15 protein-coding genes are annotated in these 19,326 nt (G+C 57.1%); 6 read left to right on the plus strand and 9 right to left on the minus strand.

Features of this window, described 5'->3' with window-relative positions; translation table 11 throughout:
* Positions 1–1,084: 1,084 nt before the first annotated feature.
* Together VFZ66_27645 and VFZ66_27650 are read left to right on the plus strand one after the other, a co-directional pair.
* Positions 1,085–2,029 carry a hypothetical protein gene (locus tag VFZ66_27645; protein ID HEX6292988.1) on the plus strand — a complete coding sequence of 315 codons (945 nt, stop codon included), beginning with the start codon at positions 1,085–1,087 and terminating at the stop codon, positions 2,027–2,029.
* Between the two features lie 10 nt (positions 2,030–2,039).
* Positions 2,040–4,415: an FtsK/SpoIIIE domain-containing protein gene (locus tag VFZ66_27650; GenBank protein ID HEX6292989.1), complete on the plus strand. Its 2,376-nt coding sequence runs from the start codon at positions 2,040–2,042 to the stop codon at positions 4,413–4,415.
* A gap of 234 nt (positions 4,416–4,649) precedes the next feature.
* Here VFZ66_27650 and VFZ66_27655 read toward each other — a convergent pair whose 3' ends face one another.
* Both VFZ66_27655 and VFZ66_27660 read right to left on the minus strand, forming a co-directional pair.
* Positions 4,650–5,099, minus strand: coding sequence for a hypothetical protein (locus VFZ66_27655; GenBank protein ID HEX6292990.1), 450 nt, complete (start codon positions 5,097–5,099; stop codon positions 4,650–4,652).
* A gap of 8 nt (positions 5,100–5,107) precedes the next feature.
* Positions 5,108–6,241 (minus strand): hypothetical protein, encoded by a 1,134-nt coding sequence (locus tag VFZ66_27660; protein HEX6292991.1) that lies wholly within the window; start codon positions 6,239–6,241, stop codon positions 5,108–5,110.
* A 363-nt stretch (positions 6,242–6,604) separates the two neighbouring features.
* Between VFZ66_27660 and VFZ66_27665 the strand changes: the two genes are divergently transcribed.
* The 3 genes from VFZ66_27665 to VFZ66_27675 all read left to right on the plus strand — a co-directional run bounded on the left by VFZ66_27665 (position 6,605) and on the right by VFZ66_27675 (position 10,122).
* Positions 6,605–7,618: an ATP-binding protein gene (locus VFZ66_27665; protein HEX6292992.1), complete on the plus strand. Its 1,014-nt coding sequence runs from the start codon at positions 6,605–6,607 to the stop codon at positions 7,616–7,618.
* Positions 7,619–8,540: 922 nt separating this feature from the next.
* Entirely contained in the window at positions 8,541–9,785 is a 1,245-nt protein-coding gene (locus tag VFZ66_27670; protein HEX6292993.1) for a DnaA N-terminal domain-containing protein, read from the plus strand.
* 118 nt (positions 9,786–9,903) lie between these two features.
* Positions 9,904–10,122 (plus strand): hypothetical protein, encoded by a 219-nt coding sequence (locus tag VFZ66_27675; GenBank protein ID HEX6292994.1) that lies wholly within the window; start codon positions 9,904–9,906, stop codon positions 10,120–10,122.
* A 310-nt stretch (positions 10,123–10,432) separates the two neighbouring features.
* Here VFZ66_27675 and VFZ66_27680 read toward each other — a convergent pair whose 3' ends face one another.
* The 7 genes from VFZ66_27680 to VFZ66_27710 all read right to left on the minus strand — a co-directional run bounded on the left by VFZ66_27680 (position 10,433) and on the right by VFZ66_27710 (position 17,764).
* Complete coding sequence (locus VFZ66_27680; protein ID HEX6292995.1) at positions 10,433–10,747, minus strand: hypothetical protein; 315 nt, start codon at positions 10,745–10,747, stop codon at positions 10,433–10,435.
* Between the two features lie 112 nt (positions 10,748–10,859).
* Positions 10,860–11,621: a ParA family protein gene (locus tag VFZ66_27685; protein ID HEX6292996.1), complete on the minus strand. Its 762-nt coding sequence runs from the start codon at positions 11,619–11,621 to the stop codon at positions 10,860–10,862.
* Between the two features lie 251 nt (positions 11,622–11,872).
* On the minus strand, positions 11,873–12,577 hold the full coding sequence (locus VFZ66_27690) for a phosphorylated adapter RNA export RNA-binding domain-containing protein (GenBank protein ID HEX6292997.1): 705 nt from the start codon (positions 12,575–12,577) through the stop codon (positions 11,873–11,875).
* 204 nt (positions 12,578–12,781) lie between these two features.
* Complete coding sequence (locus tag VFZ66_27695; GenBank protein HEX6292998.1) at positions 12,782–14,110, minus strand: cytochrome P450; 1,329 nt, start codon at positions 14,108–14,110, stop codon at positions 12,782–12,784.
* Positions 14,110–14,970: a hypothetical protein gene (locus VFZ66_27700; protein ID HEX6292999.1), complete on the minus strand. Its 861-nt coding sequence runs from the start codon at positions 14,968–14,970 to the stop codon at positions 14,110–14,112. The genes VFZ66_27695 and VFZ66_27700 overlap by 1 nt, the downstream gene beginning before the upstream one ends.
* Positions 14,967–16,457: a prenyltransferase/squalene oxidase repeat-containing protein gene (locus tag VFZ66_27705; protein HEX6293000.1), complete on the minus strand. Its 1,491-nt coding sequence runs from the start codon at positions 16,455–16,457 to the stop codon at positions 14,967–14,969. Before VFZ66_27705 ends, VFZ66_27700 begins: the two co-directional genes overlap by 4 nt.
* A 53-nt stretch (positions 16,458–16,510) precedes the next feature.
* Positions 16,511–17,764 (minus strand): HAMP domain-containing sensor histidine kinase, encoded by a 1,254-nt coding sequence (locus tag VFZ66_27710; protein ID HEX6293001.1) that lies wholly within the window; start codon positions 17,762–17,764, stop codon positions 16,511–16,513.
* Between the two features lie 60 nt (positions 17,765–17,824).
* Between VFZ66_27710 and VFZ66_27715 the strand changes: the two genes are divergently transcribed.
* Positions 17,825–18,676 (plus strand): hypothetical protein, encoded by an 852-nt coding sequence (locus VFZ66_27715; GenBank protein ID HEX6293002.1) that lies wholly within the window; start codon positions 17,825–17,827, stop codon positions 18,674–18,676.
* The last annotated feature ends 650 nt before the right edge of the window (positions 18,677–19,326 follow it).

The following is a 19,326-nucleotide window of genomic DNA, read 5'->3' on the forward strand; positions in this document are numbered from 1 at the left end:
GAGGTCCACCGGCCTGGCCGCGCTGGCCGCAACCGGCGCGTGCGGCTGGCGACGGGGATCGTGGGCAATCGCTGAGCGCACCACCACCGGGAGCGCCGTCCGGCACGTGCGTGGTGCCTGGCGTCCGGTGGGGTCTACCCGCCCCGTGCGGCGCTCCCGGCACTGCGCAAGGATGCCATCACCGCTGCCATCAATGCGTCCCGATCAAGCGTTTGCCCAGAGGATGTGGGTATAGCGCTGCGCGATCGTGGCGTACCCCTCCCGCAGGTGACGAAGGGGCACCGGCGGTCTTGTCCGGCAATGGAACGCAGCCGCTTGGCAGCGTTGGCCGCTAGCAACCTGCCGATCCAAAGGGTAGGTCACCTCAATCCAGGACCAGGGAGCCAGCCTGAGCGACCACCCCTCAGGATCAGACCTCGCGTTTCCTCCCTTCCCCGCACGGCCGTGCCATGCCGTGCATGACACGGCCTACACACGGCAACGCAGGGCCGTCCAATCACCCGCCAGCCGTCAATTTGTGACGGCGTGTGCCGCTGCACTGAGCACATCCCGCCGCTCCGATCCAGACATCGAGGCCGGGTTATGCTACTCGCCGTCGTTGAACGCGAACAGCTCGCCGAGGACTTAACAACGATGAACGAGGCACGAATCTTAAATTCGAGAGACGAAGCAGAAGGTCGGTCAAAATTCAGAGAAAGAGATACGCGCTGGGATCGGGAATAAGCTGGAGATTATCGACACAGATTTTAGGTGCAGCCGCACCCAGCGCGGTCGTATACGTTGATCAACTTGCAATCTTGACAGCACAGGCTATACTGTCCTTAAATGGATCATAAAACAGCGCTAGGGGAAGGACAACCGCACGCGAGTCATTGCACGAGCCGGAGTATGTGTCATCGTGCGTGCATCAACCCGACATGTGAAACGGTCACATCGCACGACCATTAACGCTGAACCCACCTGTTCGGCTTGGGAACCAAACACAGGTGGGGGCGGCACAGGCGAGCAAGCGCCAGTGCATCGCGATTGTAACATACACCGCCGCGCACTGCACCGTTCTCGCCTCCTCACATCAGGAGGCTGTATGACCCAAGCGGGTACTCGCTCATCCAACCATCCAGCACCCCCCACCGGCGATGCCGCTACAGGCGCGACATCCCATCCGCCACTCTGGCCGATCCGCATCGCTCGTGACATTTACAAGTATGTCGACGGTCATGTCGGCATGACGCTGACCATTTGGGCAACCAGTACGATCGGCCTGGTCCTCTCATTCGTCTTATTCAGGAGCTATATCTGGCCGTTATGGCGTCGGAGCTGGCTGACGATCTGGCCCTCCGACCTCCCAGAATCCGTCATCGCGCTGCCGCTCCTGGCCTTGCTCCTGGGGTCACTCCTCAATCGCGTGTGGCACGGACGGATCTGGGCTGGAGTAATCTTAACCACCTATGTGGTGCTGCACGCCAATTTATACGTTCCGACTCCTGCCACCGAGCCAGCAACGCACAGAGCTACCGCGCAGGCCGCCGCCGCGCCACACGACACACCGGCAGCTCTCGTACCGACAACACTCCACATTCGGCAGCTCGGGCCACTGATCGTGAAACAGCCAGAAATCGTCGTTCTGGGGATCGTAACCGCCATCGCTCCCGTTATGGCAGTTTGGCTCTTTGGAGTTCTGTCACTGAGTTTCCTTTGGCCGAGCATTGTTGCCGTGATCACGATCGGCAATACCTATGTGGACGCGCGTGCTGCCCAGCGGCGACTCAACGTACAGCGCAGGCTCCAGGAAGAAGCCTGGCAACACCAGGTGGCACATGAGCAGCAGATGAACAAACTCCGCTTGGAGGCATGGCGCGACGAGGAACAACATGTAGCGCTTGAAAATAGCATCGCGCGCCAGCACCAGCGACGGGAGTTGCAGAACTATCAGCAGCACATCTTGGCGGCAGGACCGGATACCGCTGATCATCCTGCACCAGGGCAATCAACCGACGAGTTATTAGCCCAACTCGTCAACGAGCAATAGGCAGAGTGCCATGCGTCGACCTGTTGTAACAGAAATTATCGGCTGGTTCATCTTCCTGGGTTGTGTCTGGGTCTTTATCGGCGGCCCGATACCCGGCTGGAACAGGTCTGATCCTGTCCCAGCGCCTGGACCAACCAGCGTCGCGATCGCCGAGCCGACCGCCAGCACGGCAGCCGCGGTTATTGAACCGGCTGCCAGCCATGCTGCCGCGGTCGCGGAGCCTGCCGTCGGCGTAACATCGCAGATCGCTCGTACCGGGGATGGAGGAGACAGTTTGTCGGCTGCACAGCCGGCGGTCGCGCCGCCATCGCCCTGGGCGAGCATCCCAATCATCGTGCTCTTGATCATCCTCCTGGCTGTCACCGTGTTCTGTATCGGGGTCGGCGTCATCGCCATATTCCTATGGCGGCATCGTCGCCCACGGCTCGTCACCCCGGAGGGTATTGAGATCGAGGTCGAGGATCGCCGATCCCCTGCTCCAACACCACGACCGTACCAGGCTCCTGCCGCAGCACCGCAAGTAACTCGTCCGGCGCTTCCAGCACTGCCGTCAGCCAGCACTGTTGTTCACCAACCCTGGCGGTTCCTTGCCGCTCCTGAAACATTAGCGGCGCTGCGGGCGCTCGGCCAGACACCAACACCCGACCAGCGTCTCCCAGACCCCGATCGGCGGATTCTGGAACTCCAGGCGCGGTTTCGGGCAACGGAAGCCATTATCGCTCCTGACCGCTCGGTCGTTGTGTTCCCCAACGTAGCGCTCCCACTTGAGCGGATCAGGCAGATTGCCTCACCGCAACCGGCGGTGTTGTCTGGCGATGGAACGCAGCCGCTCTGCATTGTTGGCCTGTGGCACCCAGGAGTGATAGAGATTACGTCAACTCAAACACGTATCGGCGAGCCTGAGCGGGCGGCCAGCCCGCCTGCCAACATCACGCGCGTTGAGCGAACAACCCAACTCATTCCCGCGATCCCGCGTCAGGTACCGTTTCCTGGAGTCCAACAAACGGCGATGCTTCCGCAGGGAACACTCCCAATCCTCCTGGCAATTCAGGAATCACAGCTCACCTGGATCAGCCGCTCCCTCCTTCACAGCGGTCACTGGAGTATCGCGGGCAAGTCCCAGCGTGGCAAGGGCAACTTCATCCGCTACGCACTCTTAAGCGTGCTGATGCTGCCGCCTGAGCAGGTTCAAGCCATCATTATCGACCTCAAAGGGGGTGCGGATTTCGGATTTGCTTTGAAGCTGGCCCATGCCAGGTTATACACGCCACGAGATACCGACGGTGCGTGCATTGGGGATGGCGACCTCGCCGACGGACTGTCCACTGCACTCAAAGAGATGGCTCGGCGAAACCGGCTGTTCATCGAGACAGGCGTGCGGAATATCTGGCAATATAATGAGAAGTTCCCAGACCAACGGCTCCCGTCGATGGTTGTGGTGGTGGACGAGGCCCATGATCTGCCGCGAGACCTGATGGAGCGACTCCATGCGCTGGTGTCGCGGTCTCTCTCGGCAGGCATAGTTGTGTTCGTCACGACCCAGCACCCAGCCAACGTGATCCCCACCAACATCAGGGGGAATTACTCAACGTATCTCGCCTTTAAGGTGGAGGGCGGGCGACATTTCGTAGAAGCCGCCCTGGGGCTGGCGCAAGGTGGCGACAGCCTCTACGATCCATCTGCCATTCCAGATACCCTGCCAGGAACCGCCGTCCTTCGGTTCGATGGTCAGGAGCATTTCGGTCGCGTCCCAGAGATAACGGACGATCTCCAACACACCTTGACCCAGCGCCTAATAGAGCGGTTTCCTCGACCCACGCCAGAGGTTGGGCTGCATACTGAACAACCAGCACCAGTCCTAGCTGCTTCGTCACAGGTGGTCGAAGGCGCCGCGCCCATTGATCTGACCAAGATGACCGCTGCTGATTTCGTGCAAGCACTCAATGATCCGACCTCGCCCGCCGGCGCAGCAGTCCAGCAATGGCTGTTGAGCATTCAGGCACTCCCAGCGGGAACGTCGAGGCCAGAGGATACCACAGAGCCGGTGCCACAGCTCCGACCCTATGATCTAATCGCCGACGATAGCCCGCATAAAATATCACTGAAGCAATGCGTCAGCCATCCCATCGTCGTGAAGACCGTTCTCAGGGTCTATAACGACCTGAAGACCAGGCTGGGCTTCCAAGAGTTAAGCGGTCATAAAATCACGGATGCGGTATTCGAGCGTGTTGCTGGGAGCAATGACGGGTGGACAAGCACCCGATGGACCCAGGTTGTTAAGCCGATCCTTGCGACATATGACCTTCCGTTGCCAACCCGAGACGGTGTTTCCGAAACAGAAACAGGCCCAGGGGAAGGGACTACTTCCGTGCAACTGGCTGCCTAAGCGAGGCGTGTTTTCAACACACCTTCGATCGTTTCTAAGGCATCAGAAAGGGCTAACACGGTGTGTTAGCCCTTTTTCTTTGCATGTTTTCATTGGGGAGAGAAAACGCCTCAAAACAGGAAAGAAAACGCACCTCCCTGTTGGTTTCGCTGCGTATATAACGCTTGTTCCAGCGACGACCCCAGAGCATTCAGCCATCTCCTTTATTCTCCGGGGAGGTCCGAATCCAGAACCCTAGTCTAAAAATCCTCCGGTACTCTCCTCAATGGATGTCGCAGCACCTGGTTCGATAACATTGCTCAACTCACGCACAGCACTCGTGTCTGCTGGAGTAGGAGAAGGATGCGGATCGTTCGCTAGGAAAGGTCCGGGCGGCGCGCTCCCAGCATGCCCCACAAGAAGTGTCGGTAGCGCCTGTTGCTGGGCGAGAAACTCAAACGCAGGGAGGAGATAGTTCCGCAATAATACCGCGAGATCCTTGGGATCGTACCCGCCATATGGTGTCATGGAGGGTCGGGCAGCCTGGGCTGCCAGAATGAGATGTCCGATCTCCACACTCCGCACGAGGACATCCGTTTCTTTGGTCAAATCTGGCGACAGCCCGATCAGTGCCTGGATATGTTCCAAGAGATCATCGCCCAGCCGGATCGTCTTTGCCGCCGTCTTCGCCGTTGATTCTGGCATGTCGCCTCCTACCGCCGACGTGCCGCAGCGGCAAAGAGCACCGCAAATAACGTTCCGACGACATTGGTTATCGGAGCCAGGCCGTGGTTAATCACCAACGCATCGTCCGGCTCACGCTTTGATAAGGCATCCAGAGCTGCGAGGATTGGTCCGCGGAGCAGGACGGCCAGGCCACCGCTCACGACGACATACCGCCCGGTTTGGCGCAGGACTGGCAGCATTTTCGCCTGCAGCTCCCGCCCTTGAATCGCCTGGACATCGGCGACCTCCGCACGAATATCCGTCGGTTTCCCATGGATCGTCGCCTTGCCCGTCATCAGTCCAATATGAGCGGCAATGTCCGTCATATCGCGATGTCGCTCGTGGAGTTTCCGGCGCAGCGCCTGGGCCAGGACGACCGAGCCATCACCAAGTCGCTCACTCGACATCGCAAAACTCGGCGTGCGCCCGGTACGATCGACGAAGATCTGCGCTCGTTGCAGATCCCCTCCACCACCATCCAGCACATCCACGGCCTCGACATCAGTGACCAGCCTCCCCGTCGGCGTGTGGCTCCAGGCAATAAATGTTCCGAGTGTCTGTGCCTGTGGCAAAATACTCTGGATGGTAAGGGTCCACGTGGACCGAGCATCACGGGCATCGATCCGTTCTACCTCAAACGTTGCCTTGTTGAGGTAGTGCTTCAAGGCAGTCCGCGTGTCTTCACGCGCGCCCATCCCACGCCCTGACACACGCTCGACCTCAATGTTGGGAATGGCAAACCCTAAGAGGAGGGTATGCGCTCCAGCCGTATAACCACCGGCCAGCAGCAGTTCGATGATCGACGCGAGCAAAAATTCGCGCTGTCGTAGATCGGGCAGGCGTTCAGCCGTTGATCCGACCATCAGTGCCGCACCGCCACGAGCAATGGCCGGATGACCAATCGCAAACGTATCGCCAGCAGTATCGCCACTCTTAACACGATAGCGCACAATGGTCGTTCCAGCTTTGTCGTCGATGTGCGGACAGTAGGCTGTAGGGATGATCACCGTTTTGAGCTGCCCACGCGAGTCGAGGATAGCACCTTTGAAAAACGTATTGCCGTTGTCGGCGGCAATACAGACAACTGGCTCCGTGTCAATATGGATCGTACTTGTCAACACGCCGCGATCCGTCCTAAACGGTTGGTCTGTGAGTAGGTGCTGTAGGATAGTCTCCACCGAAGCCCCCATTGCTTACAGATACTTGCAAAGTGATACGATTTGTAAGTATATTCGATGAACTGTTTTCTGACAAGCAGAAAAACACACCAAAATCACTGAGAATGATTACAAAGAGAAGCAATTTGCAAGCAATTGTAACTAGGCTGTATAATGCTAACGGTGGACGTTCTTCCAGTCACCTGGAAGAAATTTGGTAAACTTGCACTTCAGCTTGGGTTGGCAATGCACAAGGAACAACGCACCTGCGAGCTACGAAAGGAGAACCGGGCGTCTTCCTAACCGGATGGCATGTGCCCGTCTCGTATGCACGATTTCCGCGCTTTACGCTTTGAAGAAACACCCGTGATCGGCGCATCGCTGGATGATCTCGATCTTGATGAGGTCGAGAGTCATATTGATCATGCGGTTCGTGTCACGCGATACACTGGGGATGCGCATGATCCCATTGAGTTTCTGCTGGAACACCGTTCGGTCGTGCTGGTGGATACCCGCCCCATCCCAACCGTGGCGGGGCTCCTGATGTTTGGGCGGCGCGCGCAACGCTTTCTGCCGCACGCGACGATTTCACTCGCCCATTACCGGGGGAACCGCATCAATTCAGGAGATGTCCAACATCTCCGCGAGTATAGCGGGAACCTCCCCAAGCAGATCGATAACGTCGTCGAGTACATGATCGACCATATGCGCCATCGGATTATGCGCGCAGAAACAAGCGCCCAACAGATCGAAAAGACGCAGTATCCGGTGTTGGCGCTGCGCGAGCTGACGGTGAATGCCATTGCGCACCGTGACTACAGTATTTCCGAGTCCTCGATTCGCGTCACGATGCTGCGCAACAGCATTGAATGGAGTAGTCCCGGTCTGTTGCCCCCCACCGTGACGATCGAGACGATCCTCGACCACCAGTTCGCCCGGAATAGCAGCTTGTTGCGGTTGCTGTTTCAGCGGAACTACGTTGAGAAAATGGGCCAAGGACTCAATACGGTCTTCGAGGAATGCTCCGAGCAAGGGCTGCCGGCGCCAGCCATGCGCGAAACGACGAATAGCTTTATCATCTCGCTTGAGGGGCACGATTTTACGCCTACGCTCACAGCGACCCAGCAACAAATCGTATCCCTCTTACGGGAACGGGAGCCGCTGAAAGCGGCCCAAATCACCGAGGAACTGGCGAGGCTTGATGCAGCGAACGCAAAGAGCATGCGCACCGTCCAGAGCGATCTGCAACTCCTCGTCGAGGAGGGGGTCGTCGTTCAGCAGGGGCGGGCGCGCGCAACCACCTATACGCTGCAACCTGAGTTTCGGCACAGTGCGTCGTAGATCACGCATCGGTCTCATGAGTGCTCTCACGATCAGACCCTCAAGCGCATGGCGCGCTTGAGGGTCTCACGTATTGGAAATCATTGCGCGATTCTCTGTTTGGGGGCCGAATTTTGGTATTACGCAACGCCATAGCACAATCGCGCAGCGCGATTCTGTCGTTTTGCGTGACTTCCTTGAGCGGCTAGGGAGGTGGTTGGCCCTGAGGACTCGATACACCAGAATCGAGCGACGAAATTGGCGGTTTTTCGCGCGATTCTCGAATTTCGGTGCGTGATTCAGAAATTTCCTGCGAGATTCGCCGTTTCGCTGCGCAATACGCAGAATCTCGCATGATTCTCGCGTAATACCCTATTGATCGACCTTCGTAAATTATTTATGCTGAAAGGGAGATACGGGCAGAAGCTTAAGGTCGTCATCCTAGATGCTCTCTGATGCACTGACGCATTAAGTTGAGCTTCTACGCCACGGGAACGCAGGATGAAGCTGATGACCTAATACGTGAGATTGATCCCATCTGAATAGAGATTAAACGAAATGCCGCCAGCCTGGATCGAGGCTGACGACATCCGACACACGTGTGTACGGGTACGCTCACCCTCAGTATAGCAAGTGTGCGGATGGCATGTCAATACGTTCGCAGCCCAGGCAACGGGGTAGGAGGTTGTTGTGCGCAAAAAGCACCGTGCATCCTGGCAGATGCAGCGGCCGTTGGGTTGTACCTGGAAAACAGTCCGGAATCTGCATCCGCGCACCCTGATGTTCGCTCACCCCATCCGACAGGACGACAAGCACCCGGGGGTCCACCCGTCTCCAGCGCCAGGCGCTAGGCGGCGAGCCTGCTTCTGGAGCGGCACGCTTGCTCTTCAATTCATCCCGGCCCACCCCCTTCGATCGCCCATCACCGTGTGGGGAGGGAACCATGTCGACCGCTAGAATCTTCTTGCCGGACATCCGCTACGATCCCCACGAAACCTTTGAGGCGTTTTGTGCACGCCGGCAGCACGCCTTGTCCGAGGGTCGCCTGGCCGTGCGCGAGCGCCGCATCTCCGGCGATCTCTACCTGTTCTATGAGCATCTCGTGGAGCGTGTTGGTGCCAACCAGTACACCTGGATCGGCGAGGACACCCTGGCCGAGACCTTCCGCGTGGATGCCTCGACGATCAAACGCTGGATCGCCAAGCTGGTCCGGGCGAACCTGATCCGGCGGCAGCGCCAGTTCGCCACCAGTTCACGGACGTATATCACCGCCTACGACCGCAGCAGTGTGGTGATCGACGCCGACCCTGCCGCGTCCGCGCCCACCACCGCCGTGATCGAGCTGCGGGAGACCCAGGACGCGATCCGCGCCACCCAGGTCGCTGAGGCCGCACCAATTGACAGCCAGTCGGATCAGGGCACGGCCCCCGCGGCCGTTTCTCTTTGGCGCAGATCTGCCCCCACGTTCGGCGCAGATCTGCCCCGTGATCCCATTAAGCGTTCACACTTAAACCCTGGTGGTGGTCGGGGATCTCCGCAGAATCAGGGTCGGGGTACGCCGGAGATCCGCCTGCTGCTGGAGCGGGAAGGCGTGACCACCTTCTACCTGGCCCCACAGCTCCACCAGACACCCGCCGAGGAGCTGCGCGCGGTCAGTCGCTACCTGGATCACCAGCCCAACGTCCGCGACCGGGCACGACTGTTTGCGGCGCTCGCGGTGCGCGGCTTCGGGGCGATGCTGCTCGCAGGCCAGAACGAGCGACGGCCCCAAGGATCAGATCGGAAACGACGACCAGCACCCACGGGAACGGGCGCACGTGATCCGCTGACGTATATTTCCGGCGCCCTTGCACCCCTGATCATGGGTGGCCAGCGCCCATTCATGGTGGATGCCACCGCACCTGAATCAAGCGAAGTCCCGCAGGCCGAGGCATCGAATCCGGACGTGCAGCACACCTGGCGGCAGGTCCTCGGACGCTTACGGCAGGACCTTCCTGCGAGTGAGATCGCCACCTGGTTCACGGATGCAACACTGCTGGCCCTGGACGGCGCGCAGGCGATCGTGGGCGTGCCGAATATCTTTGCGCGGGAGCAGCTGACGCGCTGCTATCAGGAGCCGATTGCGCAGGCGCTTGCGACCGTCAGGGGGTACCCGGTGCAGGTGCAGATTGAGATCGGCGGTCTGTAGCGACGGCGGAGCCGACAGTGAACCTGAATCTCCTGGATCACCCCAGGGGGAGTCCCGACTCCCCGATGTGGTTGCTTCGCAGCGTGCGGCACGCGCAAACAAACGAGAGGAGAGGCTGATGCCGTGGGAACGGACGACGGGGAGCCGCGTGAGCTACAACCTCGGTGCGTATCGCGGCGTGGTCGAACGAACCGACGACGACCAGGCGTGGACGGCGCGGGTCGAAGCGCCGAATCAGGTGTATCAGTCGGTGGTTGACTATCCGACGCTAACCGCAGCGCAGGCGTGGGTCGAGCAGCAGATCGAGGCGTTGCTGCGCGCCCCACCAGGACGCTAACCCGACGGCTGCTAGGGTCGCGAACGCCGTTCTTCCAGCCTGTCTACCACCCGCGTCCACGGAGCAGCCATGCTGAGGACGGCATATCTTCACACGCACCCGATCACTTACTCGACCAGCACAGGCTGCCGATCACCCGCCGTCCCCGCGACAACCTGAATCTTCCAGAGGAGGTGCGTCGTCTCCAACTGCCCCAGACCCTCACGCAACCCACGATGAGCGGTACAGCAAGCAAGGGAGCAAGCATTACAGCATACCATACTGCTTGCTTGCAAGCATTACAGCATACCATACTGCTTGCTTGCAAGCATTATAGCAAACCTTTACGCTTAAGGTACGCCTGCGCGCCCTGACTACGACCAAACTTACGCGTCTCCGCTTGTTCTAACTCGCGTTGCTCCTGCTCGTAGAGATTGAGGATCACCTGATCTGGATCTTCCTCCATCCGTGTGAGCATGGTATCGAGGGCCAGACGTAGCACTTCTGCCGCGCTCATCTTGACTCGCTTCTCCGCGTTCCAGCGAGCGAGCATGGTGTCGAGCTGGTCAAGTTGGGTACTTCGATAGGTCGCGGTTGCCTTCTTCCAATAGGGCCCCTGCTCCAGTACCGCACGTTCCGCAGTCACTGCACCTTCCTCCGTTGCTTCGGGAGGGACTGGTGCAGATGTTGAGCGAGCCTCATTGGTTGATCGACCAATTTGACCGACCACATTCGCGACATCTGACATACTAGGACGTTTACGCACGAGCAAGGATCTCCTCTGCCAAGGCAGCGTAGGCCGCTGCGCCGGTATTCGTCGGATCGTATTGCGCAATGGGCTGCTGAGCAAGTGCCGCCTCGGAAAACCGGATGGAGCGGGGAATGATTGTGTCAAACAAGCGGAGATCCGGGCGATTGCGGAGCGCCGTGAGAACATCGCGAGCATGGACGGTCCGAAGGTCGGCGAGTGTCGGCAGGACCCCTAACATCTGGGCCGCCTGCGTGTACTCCGCTTGCACCTCCGCCAAGGTCTCGACAAACAACCCAAGCCCACGCAGAGCCAGCGCATCGAGCAGCGTTGGAACAAGCACCCACTGCGCAGCCACCAGCGCATTGATCGTCAGCATGCCCAGCGACGGCGGGGCATCAATCAGGATGAGGTCATACCGATCCCGAAGGGGTGCCAGCACACGGGCGAGCTGGTGTTCACGCGATGCGCGGACGACCAGACCCAACTCCGTCCGGCTTAACAGGATGTCGCCCGGCACCAGATCGAGACGCTGCCCGATGGGGCGAATGATGGCGGCAATCTCTGTCGTCCCCCGCTCGGTAATTCCGAGGACATGCGCCAGGTTCGCCTCGAACGCATCGAGGCCCAGCATGGACGTGAGACTCGCTTGGGGATCGAGATCGACGAGCAGCACCCGGCGGTGCTGTTGCGCCAGCGACCAGCCAGCGTTCAAGACGGACGTGGTTTTGCCAACGCCGCCTTTTTGATTAGCGAATGCGATGATAGGCATACCAGCTAGTCTATATGCAAGTCTGAATGAATGCAAGCATAGTGACACGTTTGCTAGCAAGCTTTATAGGAGTATGATAAGCACTAAAGCTTGCTAGTCTTAATGCAAGCTCTACAGGAGTATGATAAGCACTAAAGCTTGCTAGCTTTAGTGCAAGCTCTACAGGAGTATGGCAAGCAATAAAGGTTGCGAGCCTTAATGCAAGCTCCATTGCTTATTCCCAGGCACCCTAAACGTACATGATTAAAGAATTATCCTGCCGCCTCGGTACGCTGTGCTTCGCGCTTGGCCTGCTGCTGCTTCTTTGTGGTCACGTTCAAAGCGTATACGGTGATTCCAGCATGGCGCGGCTCGTAGGCGGGGTAGCCCTCGATGATCAGCACGTCCTCGGCATCCTTCACCACCCCGGCGACTTTGTTCCACTGCTTCTTTGCCACCAGCACGAGATAGTTGGTCTCCTTCGGCGGCGCGGGCAGTCCTTTCGGGAGTGCAGGCTGTTTGTCATTGAGCAGGCCGAAGATTACCACGTCGCCCCGCTCGACGACCTGCGAGGGACGGCCGATCACGGTCACTTTCACGGTTGCTGCCTTTCCGTACTGCTGCGAGAGGGATTGCAAGACGTCCGGCAGCTCCTCGGCCTGGAACGGCGGCGGGGCTGCCTGCTTACTCTGCTGCGGACCGCCAAAGACCTTGCCGCGCTGCTGCTTGGTCATCCGGTTGCGGGCCAGGTGGAAGAAGACGCCGCCGGTCGTGCGCCGCCGGTTCTCCCGTTCCAGGAACAGCCCGCCTGCGGCTTCAATCGCCTGCGTCTCGCGCAGCAACTCCTGAGTGACGTCCGCGCCCAGGATTCGGATGATGCGCCAGATCTGGCCCACAGCCTGTGGTGCGGTCTCGCCCAGCACCTCGGCGATCTGCGCGACGAGCTGGCGGGTAGTTGGTTGTGGGTGTTCGCTCATAGGGGTATTTTCGCAATGGAGCGGCACGCCGTCAAGCCGATATGCGGTACTCGGCTAGGGCGTGAACTACCGGTACGGTTGTAATTTGCCGCTACGTGCCGAAGTCATACTCGATCGGCTTGTAACGCTTTTGGCAGCAACCCTGTGTGGTGGCCTGACCCTGAAAATCCAGAATATAAGGACGACATACATGTGCGACGGGATTTACGCCTCTAACACAAGCTTCAATTGTCGAAGGTGTAGAGTCGGCGAGTAGGCTATTGCCAACGACGGGTTCGATACGAGTTGAAAACGGAACTTTTGCAGCAGCATCGCTAAAACCAGTCTCACTTCGAGGAGCGCAAACGTCATTCCGATACACATTCGCTCACCCGCTCCGAACGGAAAGTATGCGAGGGGTTGAGACGGCTCACCGCGCGAAAACCGTTCGGGATCAAACCGTGTAGGTTCGGTCCAGTAGGTTGGCAGGCGATGTGTTACGTATGGGCTCAACATAACGAGAATCTTCGTCTGAGCAACATTCAGCAAATAGTCTCCGATCCTGAAGGTCTCAGATGTCCTTTTCGCAATGTGCCACGCTGGTGGGTAGAGGCGCAGCGACTCCTTAATAACATGCTGCAGCAGCGGAATTCGGTCGAGGACATCGTGATCGGGCGGTTGCGTTCCCGCAACATCCTGGATCTGGTTCCGCAGCGCCTCTTGAATCGACGGATGGCGGGCCAATAGGAAGAGCGTCCATGTCAGGACCGTAGCAATTGTCTCGTGGCCGGCTAACAAGAGTCCGAGAAGCTGATCGCGAATAGCACGCGTGCTTAAGGACTGATTCTGATCATCAAGTACCTGTGTGAGTTGGGTCAGCATATCTATGCCGCTTGGCGTTGCCCGTTGCTGAAACTCGATCCGTTCATCGACAGCACGATGAATCGTTGGAATAGCTTGTTGTAGCCGGTGGTATGGAGTACCCGGCACCCTGAGTGGTAGGTTCTTGATCGCATGGACCCCGATTAGATTAGCGATGTAGCTGAAAATGCCATCAAGCCCTTGACTCAGCGCTAGCTGCCGATCACGCAGATCAATGTCGCCAAACAGAACGCGTCCGATAATGTATAGAGCAAGGTGATGTGTCGCTCGACTGATCTCTATTTGCTGGCCACTGTGCCAGTCCTGCATCATTTCGTGGGTTGCACGCTGCATCAACTCCGTATATTTCGCCACCTGCCGTCGGCTAAAGAAGGGTTGTAACAGTCGCCGCTGCTGACCATGTGCTTCGCCGTCCACCGTGATCAGGCTTGTCCCGATCACTTGTTTTAATGGGCCATAGACTTGTCGGAATATTCTGGCTTGATCCACCAAAATGGTCCGAATGCTGGCAGTATCACCAGCAAACACCACGGGCGTCGATCCAAGGCGAAACTGGCATGGTGAGCCAAAGCGATGTTCGAGATCGACGAGGAACGAGATTGGATGACGTTGAAACGCAAGGAGGCTGCCAATGCCCGGTAATCCAGTCGGACCCGGTAACTGTGTGGTCATTATTCGTTTTCCTCATGGCTTGCTGGATACCAATGCTCGCCCAGGCGACGGCCTAAGCCTATTACGACATCCTGCATCCACGTATCCCGGTGCATAATCGCCGTTTCGGCACGTCCTTGTTTATCTTTACGCCATGTCTTCCGCGTATAAGCGGCATCGTAGAGAATGCGTCGAAGAAGATGCGGTGGCAGATAATAGCCAGGTCGTTGAATCCAGTAACACTGCAGATCCCCTATCAGTAATGGTGGGACCAGTGCTGGAGTTATCGCAGGCTTGCCCGAAGCAATATACAGATTCGCTAACGGTACAGATTCGCCATAGAGTTCCTGGATGACAGCCTCTCGCGTTTGACGTTGACTCCGGAGAACCGCATCAAACATCCAGCGAAAGGGTGCGTCCTCGTCAAGCATGACCATCCACCACAGCGTATGGTGGGTGTCCTGTGTTGTACGGTCCCGAAGAAAATGATTTGTATCGACCAAGGAAGGAAGCTCAGCACCGCCCAATAACCGGACCCGCCAGCCGAGCTGGCGGTAGTCGGCCATTGCTGATTCGCCAGCAATCACGGAGTGGGCATATGTTGCCAACATCTCTTGGTGCGCGCGATTCTCTGCCCAATTGGTTGGGACAATCGCCGCTGTGAAGACATGTTGGATGCCATGCTGGAATAGCTGCTCAACTGCCTGAATTAATTGGCGGCGACTCCACTGAACATAGTCGTCGCTTTCGGGTCTTATTCCTGCTAGCGCCGCTGCCCGACGTGTGCCGCCTGGCATATAAATGACGGTACGCGGTGCGATTGCAGCTACCGTCGCCTGATCGGCGGCCAGAAAGGTTTTTAGGTCAGGTGGATCTGTCATTCGGCTCCCAGGACAGCACGACTGGCTACCAGTGCGGTTAAGGACAGGATACGATCAACCAAAATGGGCGAATACAATTGTTTTCCGATCCATGTATCAGGCACCGGATCATCAATGTGTTGATCCAACCAGTGATGAGCTGGGGCAAGCATTGGTTGGATCACAGCATCGAACCGCGGTTGAAGCACTAATAATGCCAGCATGGCAAAAGTGGTATCTGGTAGTTGAGATGATGTTGGTCCCCACCCGCCATCGGGGTGTTGCTGCCTCCGCAGCGCATGCATCGTCGAGTCGAGTGCCTGCTCTACCGCTTCCGATGGAGGTGCGAGGGACAGGGGTAACATCGCATGCCAGGCACTATACAGCCAGCTGACATTCCACTTATCGCGCGGCCAGGTGCCATCTGGAAGCTGACGGGTACACAACCGTCCAACCTCAACATCTATGTTATAGCCATCAATCGCTAATTGCTGCAGCATACGACCTTGCACCGAAATGGAGCCATGCATCTCCCCTGGATAAGCAGTGAACCCACTCGACATAAACGGCTGAAATATCTCTATGGCTTGTGGACCTTGCCGACCGGCCGCTCGCACAATTGCTACCGCGGCCGCGGTCGTATCGCCGTCGGTCTGAAAGGCATCACTCATACCAGTACCCCCCGCAGTACGGAGTCGTTGCAGGAGGTCGTCGACAATCGGTGCGATGAACAACTGTATTTCCGGCTGCTGAAGCAAGCCGAGCGTCGCGAGACCGTAGAGGCTAAACGTTTGTTCAAACCGAGAGATAGGCCATACGGTTGGGACAACCCCATAAATATGCACACCAGTCGCTGCTGCCGACTGGTGTATATATCTCAAGGCTCGGGTTCGTGCTCGCTCAAATGAGGGATGCTGCGCTCGGTGCAGCCACAAAGCGGTCGCTGAGGGACTGTGACCAATGCTGCCTGCTCCATCCAGCAGGTTCTCATCGGCATCTGCACCCCATATTTCCCAGGAGTGCAACGCAGGCGAACCTGCGGCGATCGCTTGCTGTTTGAGCCTCTCCATTCGCCGCCGACTAAACTCCATTAATGCCTGATCGGCAAACGGGGGAACGTCCAGGTGGGCTACCCGCGCTTCGGCGACCAGATTCGGAATGATGATCTCGGCTGCAACCGAAAGATCAGGCGGAAGCTCCCGTGGCCAGAGCTGATCGATCTCTTGAAGGAGCTTGAGCGCAGCGGCGATTTCGGGGGTGTGCGGATTGATTATCTGGAGGGCTAAGATAGCAGAGAGCGTCGGGATGATTCGATGGAGCGGTTCATGCGGGTCTCCCCATCCACCATCGGCATACTGTTGATCAAGGAGCCAGGAGATTGCGGGCTTGACATTGTGCCAGGTGGCAAAACGAATACACTGGGCAGTGTCATAGATGGATGGGGTTATAGCCCCATCCTGTCCAAGCTGCGTAAGAGCAGATAACAGCCGTACAAGGGGGGTGTCCACGATCGGCCTCGCTTTATAGCATGGGTTTATCTCGCCATTACATCAGGTACTTCCTATGGTAATGGTAAGAATATATTAACCCATGCGCCCCCTTTATTACTACCCCCATTATTACCAATTTTAACCGAGCCATGATGCCAAAGTACGATTGCTCGAAGCAGGTTCAGACCCAGCCCACCTATCCCTTTGGCACTTGGCACAAGCATGCTGAGATCCCCACGTTCAGCACTATTAATTTGACGAATAACGGCGGGCGGAAATCCGGGGCCGTCGTCCTGGATGCAGAGCAGCACAGAATGACCGTCTACGGAGGTCGAGATTGATATATCGACCCTTGCTTTGCCACTACGACTGCCGGCTTCTATCGCATTACGTACAACGGTGTCGAGTGCCATGAGCAAATATGCAGGTATGCAGCGAATGACTGCGTCTTCAGCGATTTCGTCACGAATCGTAACGGGTATTTGATATTGCCAAACGCTGCTTTCCTTCACAAGATCAGAAATCAATCCACGCAGTGAAACAAGTTGGAATTCTTCAGGCAACTTACCTTGCGCAATAACTAGCAGATGCTGCATCATCGTATCCAGACGTTGCGCTCGGCCTTCGAGTCCTCCAAGGACGACGCCATCCCAGGATTCCGTTAAATTCACGGAGCCGTCGGCGACACCCCGAGCGAGGGCGACCAAGCCACGGACCCCGTTCGCCTGAGCCTGCAGTTCATGTTGAAGGCTCCGGATCAGCATACGAAAATTGCGCTCTATTTGTAGTTGTTGCTCGGTATCAACAAGCCGGTTTGCGTCTTTCAAGGCACGTTCCAGAGAATGCATAATGATACCGACGATCAGCCCCGTCATCACTATGGTGAACAGCGCCGTGGACGAGTTGATTGTCCACATACTATAGGCGATCCCAAGTGACACAAACAGCACGACCGCAGTACCTAACAAAATCCAGATACCTCGCGCGCCGCCCGTAATACCGCCAATTGCAATGGCGATGATATACGTGGTGCCGAGCGGGGAATCCATCAGATCGGGGCCTGGGAGTGTCGAGATGCAATAAATTAAAGCCCCTGCAAGACCATACCCTCCTATCAGGAGCGACTTTTGATTGCGAGCGGTAAAGGCAACGATCGAAAAAATCATGAGGATGCAGCAATTCACCAGGTTAAGACGAGTCATGAGTGGATTTAATAACACGATTGGCAGCGCGATTATTGATGCGATGCCGAGCATCAAGGCCGCCGTGCGTAGTAACCACAAACGTTCCCGCATATCCACAGGATGCTGAATACGAGCGTTCACTTAGTTCCTCGCTTTGTCCCGGCCCACTATACTATAGTCTAAGCATAGGGAGCCTACCGCATGATAGACGGAACTCTAGATCTTTTGCTGATTGAAGACGATCCGATGGACGCTACAGTTCAAACGCTAATTCTTCGGTCAGTTGGCTGTCGAGTCTCCCTCGCCTCGTCGGTTGTGGAAGGCGAGGACCTGGCAATGGCGATGCTTGCCACAACGAACACGCAACCTGTCGGCATCGTCACAGATCTTAAGCTCCGCGACCTGATACTTTCGCGGATCGAAGGATCTGCACTTGCGGCTGTTCTTGCCGGTCGGATGCTGGACGGATTGATTCGTCCAGCACCAATCATTGCGATTACGAGTGACATGACGGATGAACGACGCAACGAGGCGTTAAGTGCTGGGTGTACCCTCGTGCTTTCAAAACCGCTCCGTATTGATCAGGCATCCCAGATTTACGATCTTACGATGCACTATACGACTCCAACCGTTGATCCAGTTCGTGCGCACGGCATCCAACTCCTACGCGGCTTTATGGAAAAAGTCCTAAGCAGCTTGCGGGAAAATCGCCCTCCAACGGTTTGGACAGCCGAGGCTATTTTCCAGATCCTATGTGCCGTGACCTCGTACTCCCCGCCCCGGACGGCGGCATTTGCTCTAGATCCGCACAAGCAAGCCGTGCTTGTGCGATCGATGGGAGGTTCCCAGCTTGCTAGGGAATTACTCGAAAGATACGCGCTGATGGCACGAGAAACTCCTGCTGGCCGAATGATCGCGCTGTATTTGGAGGGCTATCCAACTAATCGAGTGATCCACATCCTGATTGATCGAGGATACGCCAAGAGCTACCTCTACCGCGTCAACGAGCACTTGCCAGAATTGATTAGTAAATGGATCGCCGCTCAGATGTAAGCACGTAGCACCGTTCGGACTGAACGGAGCTTACGCTCCACGATACGCTATACCTGTCCCCTGCAACAATCCTCCAGCTAAATAGGGGACAAAAAGGGGACTTTTATAGACTGTATCAGGCGAATGCACTGTTAGACTACTGTGGCATGCGCCACTGGTATATAATGTGCTGTATTTTACAGCGAACTTACTGTAAAATACAGCACGATTGCCCTGGATTACAGATTAGACAGTTAACGAGGGCAGACAGTATGCGGAGAGAGTTTCAATTGACGGTTGATCGGCAACTCTACGATCGCGTAGCTGCTATTGGCCGGGATGACCATCGTAGCTCTGTTCCCGAACAGATGGTTGCCATGCTGTCGAAGGCGGCTGCACAGTGGAGGAAGTTGGCGGTTCAGGCCGTCATAACGCCGCTACCTGCTCCAGTCGCCATCGAGTCAGTGCCGGTTCGCCTAAACTTTAGCCAAGAGGAGTTCCAACAGATCGAGCGCCTTGCCCGGCAAGATCGTCGATCTCCAACGAAACAAATTGTGTTTATGCTTGAGTTGGCGGTGGAACACTGGCCGGAGCTGTCAGGCCACAAGAAGTGGCCTGATCCACCGTTGACAGATATAAGACGAGCGCCTGCGATGGTTCCTACCGCATAA

This window comes from Herpetosiphonaceae bacterium (assembly GCA_036374795.1).
GTDB lineage: Bacteria > Chloroflexota > Chloroflexia > Chloroflexales > Kallotenuaceae > LB3-1.